Origin of the sequence: Sphingomonas cremea, assembly GCF_021502585.1 — a bacterium.
Classification (GTDB): Bacteria; Pseudomonadota; Alphaproteobacteria; order Sphingomonadales; family Sphingomonadaceae; genus Sphingomicrobium; species Sphingomicrobium cremea.
In genome coordinates this window covers 452681-467042 of the sequence record NZ_JAKFGM010000001.1, presented here as the reverse complement: position 1 = coordinate 467042, position 14362 = coordinate 452681, and the positions used below count along the sequence as shown (strand labels likewise).

Here is a 14362-nt window from a genome sequence, read left to right as displayed (position 1 = left end):
TGGGCTTACAGATTGGCGGCTCTCTAGGACGCTGCCCCTATCGGGGCAAGCATCTGAAACAGTGAGAATGACTCGCAAAAAGACTTAACGGAGCGCTCCGGCAAGCAGCTTGTGCAGCCGGCTGTGCAACTCTCCGCTTGCAGCCAGATATTCACGCCGTTCGTACATGCGATCCTGGCCACGGTAATCGCTGACGAAGCCGCCCGCTTCCTTGACCAGCAGCACGCCTGCGGCCGAATCCCAAATGTCGAGATCGTCTTCCCAGAAGCCATCGAAACGGCCTGCCGCGACCCAGGCGAGATCGAGTGCGGCAGATCCCAATCGACGGATCCCGGCTACTTCGGGCGCGATTGCACCAAAGATTCGCGACCAGCGAGCGACATCGCCGCGGCCGAAATGGGGAATACCGGTGCCGATCATCGCTTCCGACAAGTCGCGCCGCGCCGAAACCCGAAGCCGCCGGTCGTTGAGCCATGCGCCACGGCCCTTTTCCGCCCAGAAAGTCTCATCGGTCAGCGGTTGATAGACGAGGCCGTGGCTGATGCCGGTCTTGCCACCGGGAAGCGGCTCCTCGACCGCGATGGAGATTGAGAAATGTGGGACGCCGTGGAGGAAGTTGGTCGTTCCATCGAGCGGATCGACGATCCACCGCGGCTTCGAGGGATCGCCGGCAATCTCGCCGCTCTCTTCCAGCAACATGCCCCAGTCGGGCCGGGCATTGCGCAGTTCCTCGACCAGGGTGGTCTCGGCGCGCTTATCGGCCATCGACACGAAGTCGGCCGGGCCCTTCTTCGACACCTGAAGCTGCTCGACTTCGTTATAGTCCCGCCGAAGCCGCGGCGCCGCCTTGCGGACCGCGCGGGTCATGACAGTGATCAGGCCGGAATGGGAAACCATTAATCGGCACGCCGGACGTAGGTCTGTTCATAGACGTCGACGACGATCTTGGTGCCCGCGCTGATATGCGGCGGGACCATGACGCGAACGCCATTGTCGAGCATCGCGGGCTTGTAGCTTGAGCTGGCTGTCTGGCCCTTCACCACGGCGTCCGCCTCGACGATCGTCGCTTCGATCGTGTCGGGCAGCTGGACCGAAATCGGCCGCTCCTCATGAAGCTCCATCACCACGTCCATGCCATCCTGGAGGAAGGCGGCGGCATCACCGAGCAGGTCGCGCGGCAGGCTGATCTGCTCGTAGCTTTCCTTGTCCATGAACGTCAGCATGTCGCCGTCGGCGAACAGAAACTGGAAATCCTTGGTGTCGAGGCGGACGCGCTCGACCGTTTCGGCCGAGCGAAACCGCACATTATTCTTGCGGCCGTCGATAAGGTTCTTCAGCTCGACCTGCATATAGGCACCGCCCTTACCGGGCTGGGTGTGCTGGATTTTCACGGCGCGCCAGATGCCGCCTTCATATTCGATGATGTTACCGGGACGAATGTCCACGCCGCTGATCTTCATTAGGTGATCCGCCTATATGCCTGAGAGATGAAAAAGAGCCGTGGGCGGCAAGCCGCCCAAACAAGTCGGCGCCCATAAAGCCTGATCGCCGTGGTGGGAAGCCTTTGCTGCCCACCATGGCGTGAATCAGGCTTTCATCTCTTGTGGTGACCAAGATTCACGTTTCAGATCAATGATCTGAAACGACCTTAGTCATCGCGTGACTGGCTTTCCGGCAAGCAGCGGATAAGGATTGATCGGCGTCCCCTGCCACCATTTCTCCCCCGGGTTCATGCGGTTGACAGCAAAATGGAGATGAGGACCGGCCGGATTGGCATTACCGGTCGCGCCGACATAGCCCACCGGCGCGCCGCGCTGCAGGAGCTGGTTCTCATGCAGCCCCGGCGCATAGGCGCTCAAATGGGCATAATAATAGCTCCAGCGCCCATCGTCGGACCGGACGTAGACGGAGATCCCGCCGCCGCCCTCGCTGAAAAACAGTTTTTCGACCCGGCCGGGTGCGGCGGCAATCACCGGCTGGCCGGTCGGCGCCATGATGTCGATCGCATCATGGGTCCGTTGCCCACCGGCGCGCGCCTGCGTGTAGGTATCGACCAACTGGTCCGCCTTCACGCCCACAACTGGAATGGCGAGGCCGGCGGGCCCGACGACAACGCCCTCCGCAACCATGACCGGTGGTCCGCCCTTTGGGTCGAACAGCTGCTTTCCACCGGCCACCGTCACGTCGCCACGACCGGAACCATAGCCGATATTATAGGCGAAAATGGAAAAAGCGCCGATCAATACGGCAATCACCACAGTCCAGCCGATTTTGGTGACGACCGTATCCATCAGGCCCGGAACTCGGCCTTGAATCCAGGCTTCAGCATCCGCGAAAGCCTGAGCACGTCCCAATTGGTCATGCGAATACAACCGTGACTTTCGGTCCGGCCGATCGTTTGCGGTTCGGGCGTGCCATGAATGCCGTAATGGTCTTTGGTGAGGTCGAGCCAGGCAACGCCGACCAACCCGTTCGGTCCAGGCGGGAGCATCTTCTCGTCCTTGCTGTCGTCGACATCCCAGAACAGGTCCGGCTGGTAGTGGAACGGCGGCAAAAAGGCGTAGGTCGAGACCTTCCAGTTGCCGAGCGGCAGCGGGTCATGCTGCGAACCCGTCGTCACCGGAAATTGAGCGACCAGCCGGTCGCCGTCATCGATCACCTTGAGCAAGCCTTCCGACTTGTCGATGACGACATGATCGCCCTGAGGCTCGTTGGCGTCGATATTGAGTTTCACGAACCAGGCGCGATGTTCAGGCTTGAGCGGTGAGCCCTGGTAGTCGGTGCTGGCTGGCAATACGTTGGGCAAGCGCAAGTTCTGCCCGATGCCGATCAACGCCGTTGGCCCATTGAGCGCGACGATCGTGTCGGGGGTCGTGTGATACCGCTCGGCAACCTCTTCAAGCATGTTTCGGTATCCGGCCCACTTCAGCTTGGCCTGCCCCTCGGCTTTCTTCGGAAAGGGATAAACATAATTGCCGCCGATGTCGGCGCGGCCGAGCTTCACATTGACGGTAGAAGGCCGGTTGCGATCGAGCAGCGCTCGGCGGGTCGCGATGTCGAGTTTTCCTGTCGCCGGCAGGCCGCGCGACTGCTGGAACCCGCGCACCGCCGCCTTGAACGACATGCCGTCTTTCCCGTCGATCACGCCTGACGAAAAGCCGGCTGAGCTCAGCAGCACCTGGGCATGGAACACCGCTCCGTTGATCGGACTACCCGGCGTTCCGGGTTGCACCCAGACAGGCTTGGCGGTGCCCGGTGGCGTGAAGACATTCGAGCCGGGTTGGGCGGTTGCGGTGGTTGCTGCGAAAACTAGGCAGTACGACAGGATCGGCAGAATCGGGGTACGCGGCACAGGCAGGCTCCTTGGATTTTCACCAAGGAACGCCACAGCATCTCGCTTTGTTTCAGAACGTCAGGAGGTCGAAGCGAACAGCTCGGCGAATTTCGCGACTTCGCCCGATGGGTCTTCCTTGCTCCAGACCACATTACAGACGGCAATGAAGTCCGCGCCAGCGGTGACTAGCGGCGCGGCATTTTGCGGCGTTATGCCACCAATCGCGACGCACGGAATTTCGAACAGCGATGACCACCAACTTAGGATTGCCGGATCGGGTCGATGTTCGCTCGGCTTGGTGGTGGTCGGGTAGAAGGCGCCGAACGCGACATAGTCGGCCCCCGCCTCGCCCGCTTCCATCGCAAGGTGCCGACTGGCATGGCAGGTAACTCCAATCTGCTTCGACGGTCCCAGGATAGCCCGGGCCTCGCGCGGATTGCCGTCGCCCTGACCGAGATGCACGCCATCCGTGTCGAGCCGCTTGGCCAGACTGACGCTGTCGTTGACGATAAAGGCAACGTCCGCTTCGGCGCATATGCGTTGCAACGGCTCGGCCAGCCGTGCCAACTCATGCTGCTCGACATCCTTGACCCTCAGCTGGAATGCCGCGACCGGACCGCCGGCGAGCGCCGCCTTCAATCGATCGGGGAAAACTCCGCCCACGTCCTGCGGGCTGATCAGGTAAAGCTGGCAAGGATCCTTTCGCAACGGCGGCGGGAAGGCGGAAAGGTCGACATCGTCTTCATTCATGCGCCGCTCATTAGCTGGAACGGAAGCTGCGTCCAATGAAAGCACTTGCCCCATTCTCAGCATTCGCACTTGCCGCATGCATGACCGCACCGCCGGCGACGGCCGGTCCGTCGGCCGCTCTCGGTCAGACCGCCTACGCCAACGGCCTTCATGTTCGACCGATCTCGGTGGTCGAGGACAGCCGCTGCCCGACCGATGTCACCTGCGTATGGGCAGGGAGGCTGGTCGTGCGCAGCGAGGTCAGCGGCGGAAGCTGGCACCGGACGCTCGAACTTGAGCTGGGCAAGTCCCAGCAAGTCGCCGACGGTGCGCTGACCCTAGTCGCAGCAGTTCCAGCGAAAGTCGCCGGGACGCAAACCGATCCCCGCGCTTACCGATTTACCTTCGACTTCCAGGGCGGGCTATAGGCCTCGGGCCACCGAGGCGCTGTGAATCTCGTCGATCGCGGTGCCGAGCGTGCGGTCGAACTCCTCGTCGCTTTGCTGGGCGCGAAGGTCGGACAGCAAAGCGCGGCTGAAGCTGGCAATCATGCCCGAGTTCTTGGCAAGCTCGATGCAAGCGTCCGCGCGGCTGAAACCGCCAGACAAGGCGACGACACGCAGCACCTTGGGATGATCGACCAGCGGCTGGAACAGACCTGCCTCAACCGGCAGCGACAGCTTCAGCATTACCCGCTCGCCCTCAGGGATGGCGTCGAGGCTCTTAAGGATTTCAGCAAGCAGGATGCGGTCGGCGGCATCGCGCTCCGGGCTCTTGATGTTCACTTCCGGCTCGATGATCGGCACCATGCCGTGCGCCAGTACCTGGCGGGCGACCTCGAACTGCTGCGCAACCACGGCAGCAATACCAGCCTGGTTGGCGAGGTTGATCACCGACCGCTCCTTGGTCCCGAACACGCCGAGGCCCTTGGCGCGGATCAGCAGCGCATCGAGTTCCGGCATCGGTTTCATCAGCTGGACGCCGTTCGCCTCTTCCTCCAGACCCTTGTCGATCTTGATGAACGGGACCACCCCCTGGTCGATCAGGGCTTGCGGGGTCGGTTTGCCGTCGACCGTTCCTTCCATGGTGCGTTCGAACAGGATCGCGCCGATAACCTTGCCGCTGCCGAACGACGGAGAGGTAATGATCCGGCTGCGCATGGCATGGATCAGGCCGAACATTTCCTCGTCGCTGCCCCACTCGCCTTCCTCGATGCCATAGCCCTTCAGAGCCTTGGGCGTGGAGCCGCCGCTCTGGTCGAGCGCTGCGATAAAGCCCTGCCCTTGCTCAATCTTGCGAAGCATTTCGTCATGCCGGCTGGCGGTCGCTGTGGCGTTCATGGGGTCCCCTAGGAAGCTGATCTGGATGGATATGCGGCGCGCTCTAGCTCCGGCCTGCCGGACTCGCAACCGGTCGAAGCTGGCATTCGACCACATCCCTTGATCGAGAGGCGCTTGACCGGTTCTGGTGACGGGGGCAGCGTCCTGCCTGTCGGGGGGAGGAACTGACGATGATCCTACGTGTCTTGATAACCGCCGGAGCCCTGCTGTTCACGGGCGCGGCAATGGCCAAGCCGCCCAGCCTGGGCACGCTGGTAGCCGATACCACCTTCACGACCGCGAGCGGACAGTCGCTTAGCATCCGCGATCTGCGCGGGCAGGTGGTGGTGCTGACCTATTGGATGCGCGATTGCGGGGCATGCGACGTGCAGGTGGCGATGCTGGACTATTATTACCGGCAACGTCGCAACCTCGGCTTGCAAATACTTGCCATTCCCGCCGAAGATTTAACCGACTTTCAGCTTCGCGAAGCGTTCAAGGGCAAGGGTGTCCACCCGCTCTCACGTATTCGGGGGCCGTTTGAGCCGCTGGATCGCCTACCGACCACCTATGTTATCGACCGCAACGGCCAGGTCCGTGCGGCGGAGTCGGGCCTGCTCGGGGTCGAGCGGCTCAACAAGTTGCTGGTGCCGCTCCTTCGCCAGCCGCAGCCTTAGTGCTGCAGCGCGGCAACGCCAGGGAGCGTCCGCCCCTCCATCCATTCGAGGAAGGCACCGCCCGCGGTTGAAACAAAAGTGAAGTCTCCTGCGACGCCAGCATGGTTCAAGGCAGCGACCGTGTCGCCGCCTCCCGCAACCGACACCAGGCTGCCATCCTGGGTCAGCGCCGCTGCGGTTTGAGCAAGCGCCACCGTGGCGGCGTCGAACGGAGGTATTTCGAATGCGCCCAGCGGCCCGTTCCAGACCAGTGTGCGGCAGGTCTTGAGCGCGTCGGCCAGCGCCTCCACGGCGGATGGGCCGACATCAAGGATCATCTCGTCGGCCGCGACCTCATGGACGTTGCAGGTTCGCAAGGACGGCGGATTTGGCGCGAATTCCTTCGCGACGACCACATCGTACGGTAGATGGATCGTGCAACCGGCCGCGTCAGCGCGCTCGAAAATACTCTCTGCCTCGCCAACGAGGTCATGCTCGCAAAGCGACTTGCCGACATCAACGCCGCGCGCGGCAAGGAATGTGTTGGCCATGCCGCCGCCGATAATCAGATGATCGACCTTTCCGACCAAATTGCCGAGCACGGCGAGCTTGGTAGAGACCTTTGCCCCACCGACCACCGCCGCCACCGGGCGGTCAGGCGCGCCAAGCGCCTTCTGCAAGGCCGTCAACTCCGCCTCCATCGCCCGCCCGGCAAAAGCCGGAAGGAAATGGGCAATGCCTTCGGTCGATGCATGAGCACGGTGCGACACGGAAAAGGCGTCGTTGACGTATAGGTCGCCAAGCGCTGCCATGCCCTTGGCCAGTTCCGGGTCGTTCTTTTCCTCGCCCAAGTGGAAGCGAGTGTTCTCAAGAATGCCGATCGAACCCGGTAGCATGATCGACACCGCGCGCGCCGCTTCTTCGCCCTGGCAATCCTCGATGAAGCGAACCGAGCGGCCGGTCAGCTCGGCCAGCGGCTTGACCAGCAGCGCAGTCGACATGTCGGGCCGGTTCTGCCCCTTGGGCCGGCCGAAATGCGACAGCAGCAGGACGATCGCACCTTTGTCGCTCAACTCGGCAATGGTCGGAACTGCGGCACGAAGACGGGTGTCGTCGCTGACTGTGCCATCCAGCATCGGCACGTTCAAATCGACCCGTACCAACACCCGCTTGCCGGTCAGGTCGTCCGGCAAGTCATCAAGTGTCTTGAAGGCGTCCGCCATCAGCTCAGATCAACTTAGCGAGCGCGCCGGCGGTATCGACCATGCGGTTCGAGAAGCCCCACTCATTATCGTACCAGCTGACTACGCGGACCAGCTTGCCTCCGAGCACCGCGGTCTCAAGGCTGTCGACGGTCGAGCTGGCCGGATCGCCGTTCAAGTCGATCGAGACCAAGGGTTCGTCGGTGTATGCAAGGATTCCCTTTAAGGGGCCGCTCTCGGAAGCTGCCTTTAGTGCACCATTGATCTCTTCCTTGCTGGTGTCGCGACCGGGGGTGAAGGTCAGGTCGATCAGGCTGACGTTCGGGGTCGGCACGCGCACGGCCGAGCCGTCGAGCTTGCCCTTGAGTTCCGGAAGCACCTCTCCAACCGCGCGGGCAGCACCGGTGGTGGTCGGAATGATCGACATGGCGGCGGCACGGGCCCGGCGCATGTCAGGATGGATCTGGTCCAGGATCTTCTGGTCGTTGGTGTAGGCGTGAATGGTGGTCATCAACCCGCGCTCGATGCCGACCAGGTCGTTCAATACCTTGGCGACAGGCGCCAGGCAGTTGGTGGTGCAGCTGGCGTTGGAAACAATCACATGTTCCGCGGTCAGCTTGTCGTGGTTGACACCGTAGACGACGGTCAGGTCGGCGCCCTTGGCCGGGGCGGAAATCAGCACGCGCTTGGCGCCTGCGTCGAGATGCTTCTGCCCGCCCTCGCGATCGGCAAAAAAGCCGGTGCATTCGAGCGCAATGTCGACACCGAGTTCGGCGTGCGGCAACTTGGCCGGGTCGCGCTCGGCGGTCACCTTGATGCGCTTGCCGTTGACGATCATTGAATCGCCTTCTGCGCTGACATCACCTGGGAACAACCCGTGCACGCTATCCCGCTTGAACAGCATCGCATTAGATTTGGCGTCGGCCAGGTCGTTGATCGCGACCAATTCCAGGTCATGATCGCTGCGCTCAAGGATGGCGCGGGCGACAAGGCGGCCGATGCGGCCGAATCCGTTAATGGCGACTTTGGTCATGCAGTTTCCCTTATTTTTAGGTGCGCGAGGACGCGCTCAGTGATCTTCGGGGCAGTCAGCCCGAAATGCTCATATAGGTCGACCGCAGGGGCCGAGGCGCCGAAGCGGTCAATGCCGATGCGAAGCCCGTGGAGACCGGTGTAGCGTTCCCATCCGAACGTCGTCCCCGCTTCGATCGATACGCGGAGGATTTCGCGGTTCGACACGTCGGGCAGCAATTCCTCCCGATAGCCTGCTGGCTGGGCGTCGAAAGCTTCGGTGCAGGGCATGGAAACCACATCGGCCCCGATCCCCTGCTTTTCCAGATTGGCCGCGACGCCCATCGCAATCTCAACCTCCGAACCGGTGGCGATAAGGATGACCTTGCGTGGCGCTTCGGCACTTTTGAGGCGGTAGGCTCCCTTGGCCGACAGATTTTCGCTTTCGGCCCTGGTGCGGAGGGGCGAAAGATTCTGACGAGACAGCGCCAGCAGGCTCGGACCGTCATTGGCGAGCGCTGCCGCCCAGCATTCGGCGGTCTCGACCGCGTCCGCGGGTCGATAGACCATCAAACCGGGCATGGCCCGCAACGATTGAAGATGCTCGATCGGCTGGTGGGTAGGCCCATCCTCGCCCAGCCCGATTGAATCATGCGTCATGACATGCACGACCTTGGCGCCCTGAAGCGCGCCAAGACGGATCGCGGCGCGGCTGTAATCCGAGAAGACCAGGAAGGTACCGCCATAGGGCAACACGCCCCCGTGAAGGGCCATGCCGTTCATGGCCGCCGCCATGCCGAATTCGCGAATGCCGTAATAAATGTAGCGGCCGCCATAATTATCGGTGGTCAGCGGCTCCAGGCCCTTGGTCTTGGTATTGTTGGAACCGGTAAGATCGGCCGAGCCGCCGATTGTCGCAGGAATCGCCGCGTTAATCGCTTCGAGAGCCATCTCCGACGCCTTGCGGGTCGCAACCTTTGGCGGATTGGCGATCAGAGTGTCGAGATAGGGCGCAAGCCATCCATGATCGAGCTTGCCGGCGATGCGGTGCTTGAATTCGTCCGCCTTGCCGCTTGCATCTAGCCGCCTCTGCCATTCCGCACGCGCCTTTGAACCGCGAGCTCCGGCCTCCCGCCACGACTTGGCGACGTCATCGGGAATTTCAAACGGCGGCAAGTCCCACCCGAGTTCCTTGCGAGCGGCGGCGACTTCGTCGGCACCTAGCGCGGCTCCATGGGTGGCAGCGGTTCCCTGTTTATTGGGTGCGCCATATCCGATGATCGTCTTGCAGCGAATCAGCGAAGGCCGCGTATCGGCCACCGCTTCATCTATCGCCTTCGAAACCTTGCCCGAATCCAGCCCGTCGCATTCGATCGTGTGCCAACCCATCGCTTCGTAGCGAGCGAGCACATCTTCCTTGCGGCTGAGGTCAGTCGAGCCGTCGATGGTGATCTTGTTGTCGTCCCACATGACCACCAGCTTCGACAGGCGCAAATGACCCGCCAGCCCGATCGCCTCGTGGTTGATGCCCTCCATCAAACAGCCGTCACCGGCGATGACAAAGGTGCGGTGGTCTACCAGTTCGTCGCCATAGACGGCGTTCAGATGGCGCTCGGCAATCGCCATCCCGACTGCGGCTGCCAGCCCCTGTCCCAACGGCCCGGTAGTCGTTTCGATGCCCTCAAGCTCGAAATTCTCTGGGTGGCCGGCACAGGGAGAGCCCAACTGACGGAAATTCTTGATGTCTTCCATCGTCGGCCGGGCGTAGCCGGTGAGATGCAGCAAGGCGTAGATTAGCATCGATCCATGGCCCGCCGACAAAACAAAGCGGTCACGATCGGGCCAGTGTGGGTCAGCCGCGTCGAACTTCAGATGCTTTGTGAATAAAGCCGTGGCGGCATCGGCCATGCCCATCGGCATGCCCGGATGGCCCGAATTGGCGGCCTCAACTGCATCCATCGCCAGAGCGCGAATGGCGTTGGCGAGTCGGCGTTGCGTCGGCATGAAATCTCCCATGGGTCGGCCACGTTGAGAGATTCGGCTGGCCGATGGTTTGGTGCCTATTGTCGCGCTGCAGCGCGGCGTCAACCTCGGCGCCTGCTTGCGGACGCCCTTCAATCTGCTACGCCTTCTGAACCATGAGCAATACACCCCTGGAAGAAGCCATGGATCGGGCGGAACGAGCCTTGCTCCGCATTGAGCGCGCGATCGAGCGTGGGACCATGCACGATAGTCACGATGGCGCCCTGCGAGCCAAGGTGGCGGACGTGCTTGCCGAATTGGACGTGATTATCCGGGAGGCCAGTCACTAATGGCAGAGGTCGAACTCACCATCGCCGGCCGTCCCTACAAAGTAGCCTGCCGCAATGGCGAAGAAGAAACGCTGCGCCAGGCCGGCGCGCTGGTCGATGCCAAGAGCCGTGAGGCGCTGTCGGGTCTCGGCACCCTGTCCGAATCGCGCCAGCTGCTATTCGCTGCGCTACTTCTTGCCGACCAGATTATCGACGGTCGCGAATTCGAGCTCCCCAAGGGCCCCGATGCCGAACTGGTCGAACGGACCCAGCGACTCGCCGAGCGGCTCGAATCGCTCGCCGACGCCCTTGAGCGAACGAGCATTGACGCCTAGATAGGTGGCGACGGGTACTGCCCGGTACGAGGCCAGCAAAATCCCTGAGGCGATTAAATATCCTAGGGGACTGTCCCTGTCCGGACCACTCTCTTCGCATTGGGGTCCGGTGCACATGGTTCCCACCTGACGTTTGTGGCGTCAGAGGATTTCCGGCAAACGGCCATGGTGGTCCCGTCACTTTCTCCCGCTTCGGCCGACAAGGTCGCCCTTCGCCGCCAGGCGCGCGAACGCCGACGCGCATTCATCGAACAGCTTGATCCGCAGGATCGCGACAAGCTCGAAGTGGCGCTGGCCGGCCAGTTGGCGCCATTGATTTCCAGATCGCGAATCATCGGCGGTTATTGCCACCTGCCAAGTGAGGTCAGCCCGCTTCCCGCAATGCAGTTGGCAGCGGACGGCGGGGCGACCCTCGCTTTCCCCGCCTTTGCCGATCACCAGAGTGTGTTTCGCTTTCTCGCCGGCGATCCTGTCGAGCCCGGACCCTGGGCTTGCTTCCAGCCCCCGCTCACTTCGCCTGAGGTATTTCCCGACCTCGTCCTCGTGCCACTGGTGGCAATCGACGGCAAAGGGACCCGACTTGGCCAGGGCAAGGGCCATTATGATCGGGTACTAGCCAGGCTTCGCGAGCGTGGCGCGTTGCTGATCGGCGTCGGCTGGCAAGTCCAGAAGCTGAAGGAGCAGATCCCGGCCGACCCATGGGACGTTCCGCTCGATGGGTTCGCGTCACCTGACGGTGTGGAGATGTTCCGATGACCGAGCCAAGTTGGCGCAAACCAACGGGTATTTTTGCCATCCTGGCGCTGATCGCTGCCTGGGCGGCGCTCGTGGCTTCCCTCTCCACCATGGTCGAGCGATGGCCGGTCCTGGTTCAGGCCATTTTTTACCTGATTGCCGGAATCGCGTGGATCCTTCCGCTGAAGCCCCTCCTCCGCTGGATGGAAACCGGTCGGTTCAAAGACTGATTCGGCCCGTTCGTCGACGGTTCATTGAAATTGCTGTATTGGGCAACCAAATCACCGCCTCCCATGACTTTGGCCCTAACCCTCCAGCCCTTAAGGCCCTGGCGCACTCATCCGCGTGAAACGACCGCCGTGGCGGTCGTTGGCGCAGTGCTGCTCGCGCTTGCCGGCGTCAGCGGAGCAACACCGGTGCTGCCGTCATTCGGCGCTGGCACTGCGGCCGAGCCAGCGGCAGCCCTGCCTAAGCCCGTGCCGAGCGACGTACGCGACTTGCCACCCGAGACCGCGCTTGTCGTCAATTCAAAGATTCCGCTGGCCAGCGGGCCCAACCCGGCCGCCATGCCGTTCACGACGGCAAATGCGTCGGGCGATGCGGGCGCTCGCGCCCTCGAATGCCTGACCAGCGCAATTTATTATGAAGCGGGCCAGGAAAGCAGCGACGGCCAGCGTGCGGTTGCCCAGGTGGTCCTGAACCGGGTCCGCCATCCTGCTTTCCCGAACAGCGTCTGCGGCGTCGTCTATGAAGGCTCTACCCGGACCACCGGATGCCAGTTCACCTTCACCTGCGATGGCTCGATGTCCCGCGCACCGGTTCCCGAGCTTTGGAACCGCGCTCGAAAGGTTGCGGCAGAGATGCTGGCCGGGGCCGTCTACGCGCCCGCAGGCCACGCCACCCATTATCATGCCAATTATGTCGTGCCTTACTGGGCGTCGAGCCTGGTGAAGACGACGGTCGAAGGCGCGCATATCTTTTATCGCTGGCCGGGCGGTTGGGGCCAGCCTGCGGCGTTCAGCGATCGCTGGTCGGGACGAGAGGGCAATCCCGCCGCGCTCCGGCTGGCTGCGCTCAGCACGCCGCATGTCGTGACGCCCCTTAACAGAGCCAATGCGACCATCCAGAAGCTCGAAGCCGCTGGCGCCAAGGTTTCGACCCAGCCGGGCGGCCGGGTGCGGGTCCTGTTCTCGGCAGAGGCACGTGAGGCGGTCGAGAAGGTGAAGGTCGTCCCTTACGTCGAGCGCACCGCCGCATCCGACAATCTCCGCTTCGCCCTGAACGGCAGCGAAAAGGAAGGCGAGCAGCAGGCGTTCGGTCGCCCGACCAAGGACGTGGCCACCGCGGCCGGCGCCCAATAACGGCGGTCCAAGCCATTCTAACAATTTGGGAAATGGCGCGAGTGACGGGGCTCGAACCCGCGACCTCCGGCGTGACAGGCCGGCGCTCTAACCAACTGAGCTACACCCGCGTTTTGGCGTGGGCGGCCAACTAGGTCAGCCCCCCCACCCTGTCAACAAGCTCAATCGTCTTTTTCTTCCTCGTCGCCGACATGGGTCAGCGTCCCTTCTTCGAACAGGAAGCCGGCGATGTCCGGAGTGCCCGCCGCGGCGAAGACGGTCTTGAAGATGATCAGCAAGGGTACGGCCAGAAGCGCTCCGGTCGTTCCCCACACCCATGCCCAGAACGATAGCGAAACCAGAATCAGTAGCGGGTTGATCGTCAAGCGATGGCCGACGATCAGCGGAGTAACCGCATTGGCCTCGATCACATGCAGGGAGATGAAGATCAACGGCGGGAGCAGCGCTGCCCACGGATCGACGAAGGTCATCAGGCCGCCCAGCGCCAACAGCAGTGCCGCCGCGATCGGGCCGAGGTAGGGAATGTAGTTCAGCACCGCCACAATGCCGCCCCACATGATCGGCGAGTCCATTCCCAGGGCCCACAGGATCGCCGCGGTGAGGCCGCCAAGCGCAATGTTGATAACCGTTATGGTGCCGATATAGGTCGAGGTCGCATCAACGGTCTGCTGGATGACCCGGGCCGTGGTTAGCGCGCCTTCGAAGCTTCCCCGGCTGACGATCGTGCGCTTGCGCATCCCGGTCCAGCCGGCGAGGAAAAAATAGATCACCAGCAGCGCGAAGAAGAGCTGGATCGCCGCATGCGGCGCTGAAGCGGTAATTATTCCCAGCATTGAATTGGGCGTTTCGACCCGGACAGTCCGCGCCTGGCTGGCCTCGATCGAAATTCGCGCGGCGGTCTGGTCGATGAATTTCTGGAGGTTGGAATATAGGTCAAGCAGGGGCGCCAGCGCCTGGGTCACCCGGTCGATCCGCTTGGGAATCAACGCCACCCAATCGATCGCGGGATAAACGATTGCCGCCAGCGCAAATATCGTGACGGCGAGGAACACGAGCACGCACAGGCCCGAGGCAAGCTTCGCCGGGACGCCGCGTCGCTCGAACCATTCAAGCATCGGGACCAAGGCGATCGCGACGACCAGCGCGGCGGTCACTGGAAGGAAGAATTCCGCGCCGGCCCTGAGTGCGAATGGCATGGAGATGAGCAGGCCAATGCCCGCCATCAGCGTCAGCGAAGCGAGCAACCTGACCCGCTTTAGCTGAAGCGCTTCCATTTCATGTGTGGGCGAATCGCCCGATGCCCCTGTGCGCGCGTCCATGACCCCATCTTAACCAACATGGGCCAAGCCGCCAGATGGTTGCAGAAACGAACCGGCTGAGCGTGCCGCC

General features: G+C 62.5%; 17 protein-coding genes and 1 tRNA gene. 7 read left to right on the top strand and 11 right to left on the bottom strand.

Annotated features, from left to right (window positions below):
• Positions 1-84: 84 nt before the first annotated feature.
• The 5 genes from LVY65_RS02470 to thiE form a co-directional block, all read right to left on the bottom strand.
• Positions 85-897, bottom strand: coding sequence for an inositol monophosphatase family protein (locus LVY65_RS02470; protein ID WP_235066424.1), 813 nt, complete (start codon positions 895-897; stop codon positions 85-87).
• A complete protein-coding gene (efp, locus tag LVY65_RS02465; protein WP_235066423.1) occupies positions 897-1460 on the bottom strand; it encodes an elongation factor P in 564 nt (187 codons plus the stop codon). The genes LVY65_RS02470 and efp overlap by 1 nt, the downstream gene beginning before the upstream one ends.
• A gap of 192 nt (positions 1461-1652) precedes the next feature.
• Positions 1653-2291: a M23 family metallopeptidase gene (locus LVY65_RS02460; protein WP_235066422.1), complete on the bottom strand. Its 639-nt coding sequence runs from the start codon at positions 2289-2291 to the stop codon at positions 1653-1655.
• A complete protein-coding gene (locus tag LVY65_RS02455; protein WP_235066421.1) occupies positions 2291-3352 on the bottom strand; it encodes a L,D-transpeptidase family protein in 1062 nt (353 codons plus the stop codon). Before LVY65_RS02455 ends, LVY65_RS02460 begins: the two co-directional genes overlap by 1 nt.
• A 60-nt stretch (positions 3353-3412) precedes the next feature.
• Positions 3413-4084, bottom strand: a complete 672-nt coding sequence (gene thiE, locus LVY65_RS02450; protein WP_235066420.1) for a thiamine phosphate synthase — start codon at positions 4082-4084, stop codon at positions 3413-3415.
• An 80-nt stretch (positions 4085-4164) separates the two neighbouring features.
• Between thiE and LVY65_RS02445 the strand changes: the two genes are divergently transcribed.
• On the top strand, positions 4165-4491 hold the full coding sequence (locus tag LVY65_RS02445) for a hypothetical protein (protein ID WP_235066419.1): 327 nt from the start codon (positions 4165-4167) through the stop codon (positions 4489-4491).
• Here the strand turns inward: LVY65_RS02445 and LVY65_RS02440 are convergent.
• On the bottom strand, positions 4486-5403 hold the full coding sequence (locus tag LVY65_RS02440; RefSeq protein WP_235066418.1) for a fructose bisphosphate aldolase: 918 nt from the start codon (positions 5401-5403) through the stop codon (positions 4486-4488). The two genes, LVY65_RS02445 and LVY65_RS02440, sit on opposite strands and share 6 nt — an antisense overlap.
• A 170-nt stretch (positions 5404-5573) precedes the next feature.
• On the opposite strand from LVY65_RS02440, the gene LVY65_RS02435 reads away from it, so the two are divergent.
• Positions 5574-6059, top strand: a complete 486-nt coding sequence (locus LVY65_RS02435; protein ID WP_235066417.1) for a TlpA disulfide reductase family protein — start codon at positions 5574-5576, stop codon at positions 6057-6059.
• Here the strand turns inward: LVY65_RS02435 and LVY65_RS02430 are convergent.
• From LVY65_RS02430 to tkt, 3 genes are read right to left on the bottom strand one after another with little or no spacing between them, the layout of a single operon-like run.
• Entirely contained in the window at positions 6056-7261 is a 1206-nt protein-coding gene (locus tag LVY65_RS02430) for a phosphoglycerate kinase (RefSeq protein WP_235066416.1), read from the bottom strand. The two genes, LVY65_RS02435 and LVY65_RS02430, sit on opposite strands and share 4 nt — an antisense overlap.
• 4 nt (positions 7262-7265) lie before the next feature.
• Positions 7266-8273, bottom strand: coding sequence for a type I glyceraldehyde-3-phosphate dehydrogenase (gap, locus tag LVY65_RS02425; protein ID WP_235066415.1), 1008 nt, complete (start codon positions 8271-8273; stop codon positions 7266-7268).
• Positions 8270-10255 (bottom strand): transketolase, encoded by a 1986-nt coding sequence (tkt, locus tag LVY65_RS02420; RefSeq protein WP_235066414.1) that lies wholly within the window; start codon positions 10253-10255, stop codon positions 8270-8272. The genes gap and tkt overlap by 4 nt, the downstream gene beginning before the upstream one ends.
• 134 nt (positions 10256-10389) lie before the next feature.
• On the opposite strand from tkt, the gene LVY65_RS02415 reads away from it, so the two are divergent.
• The 5 genes from LVY65_RS02415 to LVY65_RS02395 all read left to right on the top strand — a co-directional run bounded on the left by LVY65_RS02415 (position 10390) and on the right by LVY65_RS02395 (position 12973).
• Positions 10390-10563 carry a hypothetical protein gene (locus LVY65_RS02415; RefSeq protein ID WP_235066413.1) on the top strand — a complete coding sequence of 58 codons (174 nt, stop codon included), beginning with the start codon at positions 10390-10392 and terminating at the stop codon, positions 10561-10563.
• Positions 10563-10877 (top strand): cell division protein ZapA, encoded by a 315-nt coding sequence (locus tag LVY65_RS02410; protein WP_235066412.1) that lies wholly within the window; start codon positions 10563-10565, stop codon positions 10875-10877. The genes LVY65_RS02415 and LVY65_RS02410 overlap by 1 nt, the downstream gene beginning before the upstream one ends.
• Positions 10878-11042: 165 nt before the next feature.
• Positions 11043-11633: a 5-formyltetrahydrofolate cyclo-ligase gene (locus LVY65_RS02405; RefSeq protein WP_235066411.1), complete on the top strand. Its 591-nt coding sequence runs from the start codon at positions 11043-11045 to the stop codon at positions 11631-11633.
• A complete protein-coding gene (locus LVY65_RS02400) occupies positions 11630-11842 on the top strand; it encodes a DUF2842 domain-containing protein (RefSeq protein ID WP_235066410.1) in 213 nt (70 codons plus the stop codon). Before LVY65_RS02405 ends, LVY65_RS02400 begins: the two co-directional genes overlap by 4 nt.
• A 63-nt stretch (positions 11843-11905) precedes the next feature.
• Positions 11906-12973 carry a cell wall hydrolase gene (locus tag LVY65_RS02395; protein WP_235066409.1) on the top strand — a complete coding sequence of 356 codons (1068 nt, stop codon included), beginning with the start codon at positions 11906-11908 and terminating at the stop codon, positions 12971-12973.
• A gap of 33 nt (positions 12974-13006) precedes the next feature.
• On the opposite strand, the gene LVY65_RS02390 is transcribed toward LVY65_RS02395, so the two are convergent.
• Positions 13007-13083 (bottom strand) — tRNA-Asp (locus LVY65_RS02390).
• A gap of 51 nt (positions 13084-13134) precedes the next feature.
• On the bottom strand, positions 13135-14292 hold the full coding sequence (locus LVY65_RS02385) for an AI-2E family transporter (protein ID WP_408021960.1): 1158 nt from the start codon (positions 14290-14292) through the stop codon (positions 13135-13137).
• Between the last annotated feature and the right edge of the window lie 70 nt (positions 14293-14362).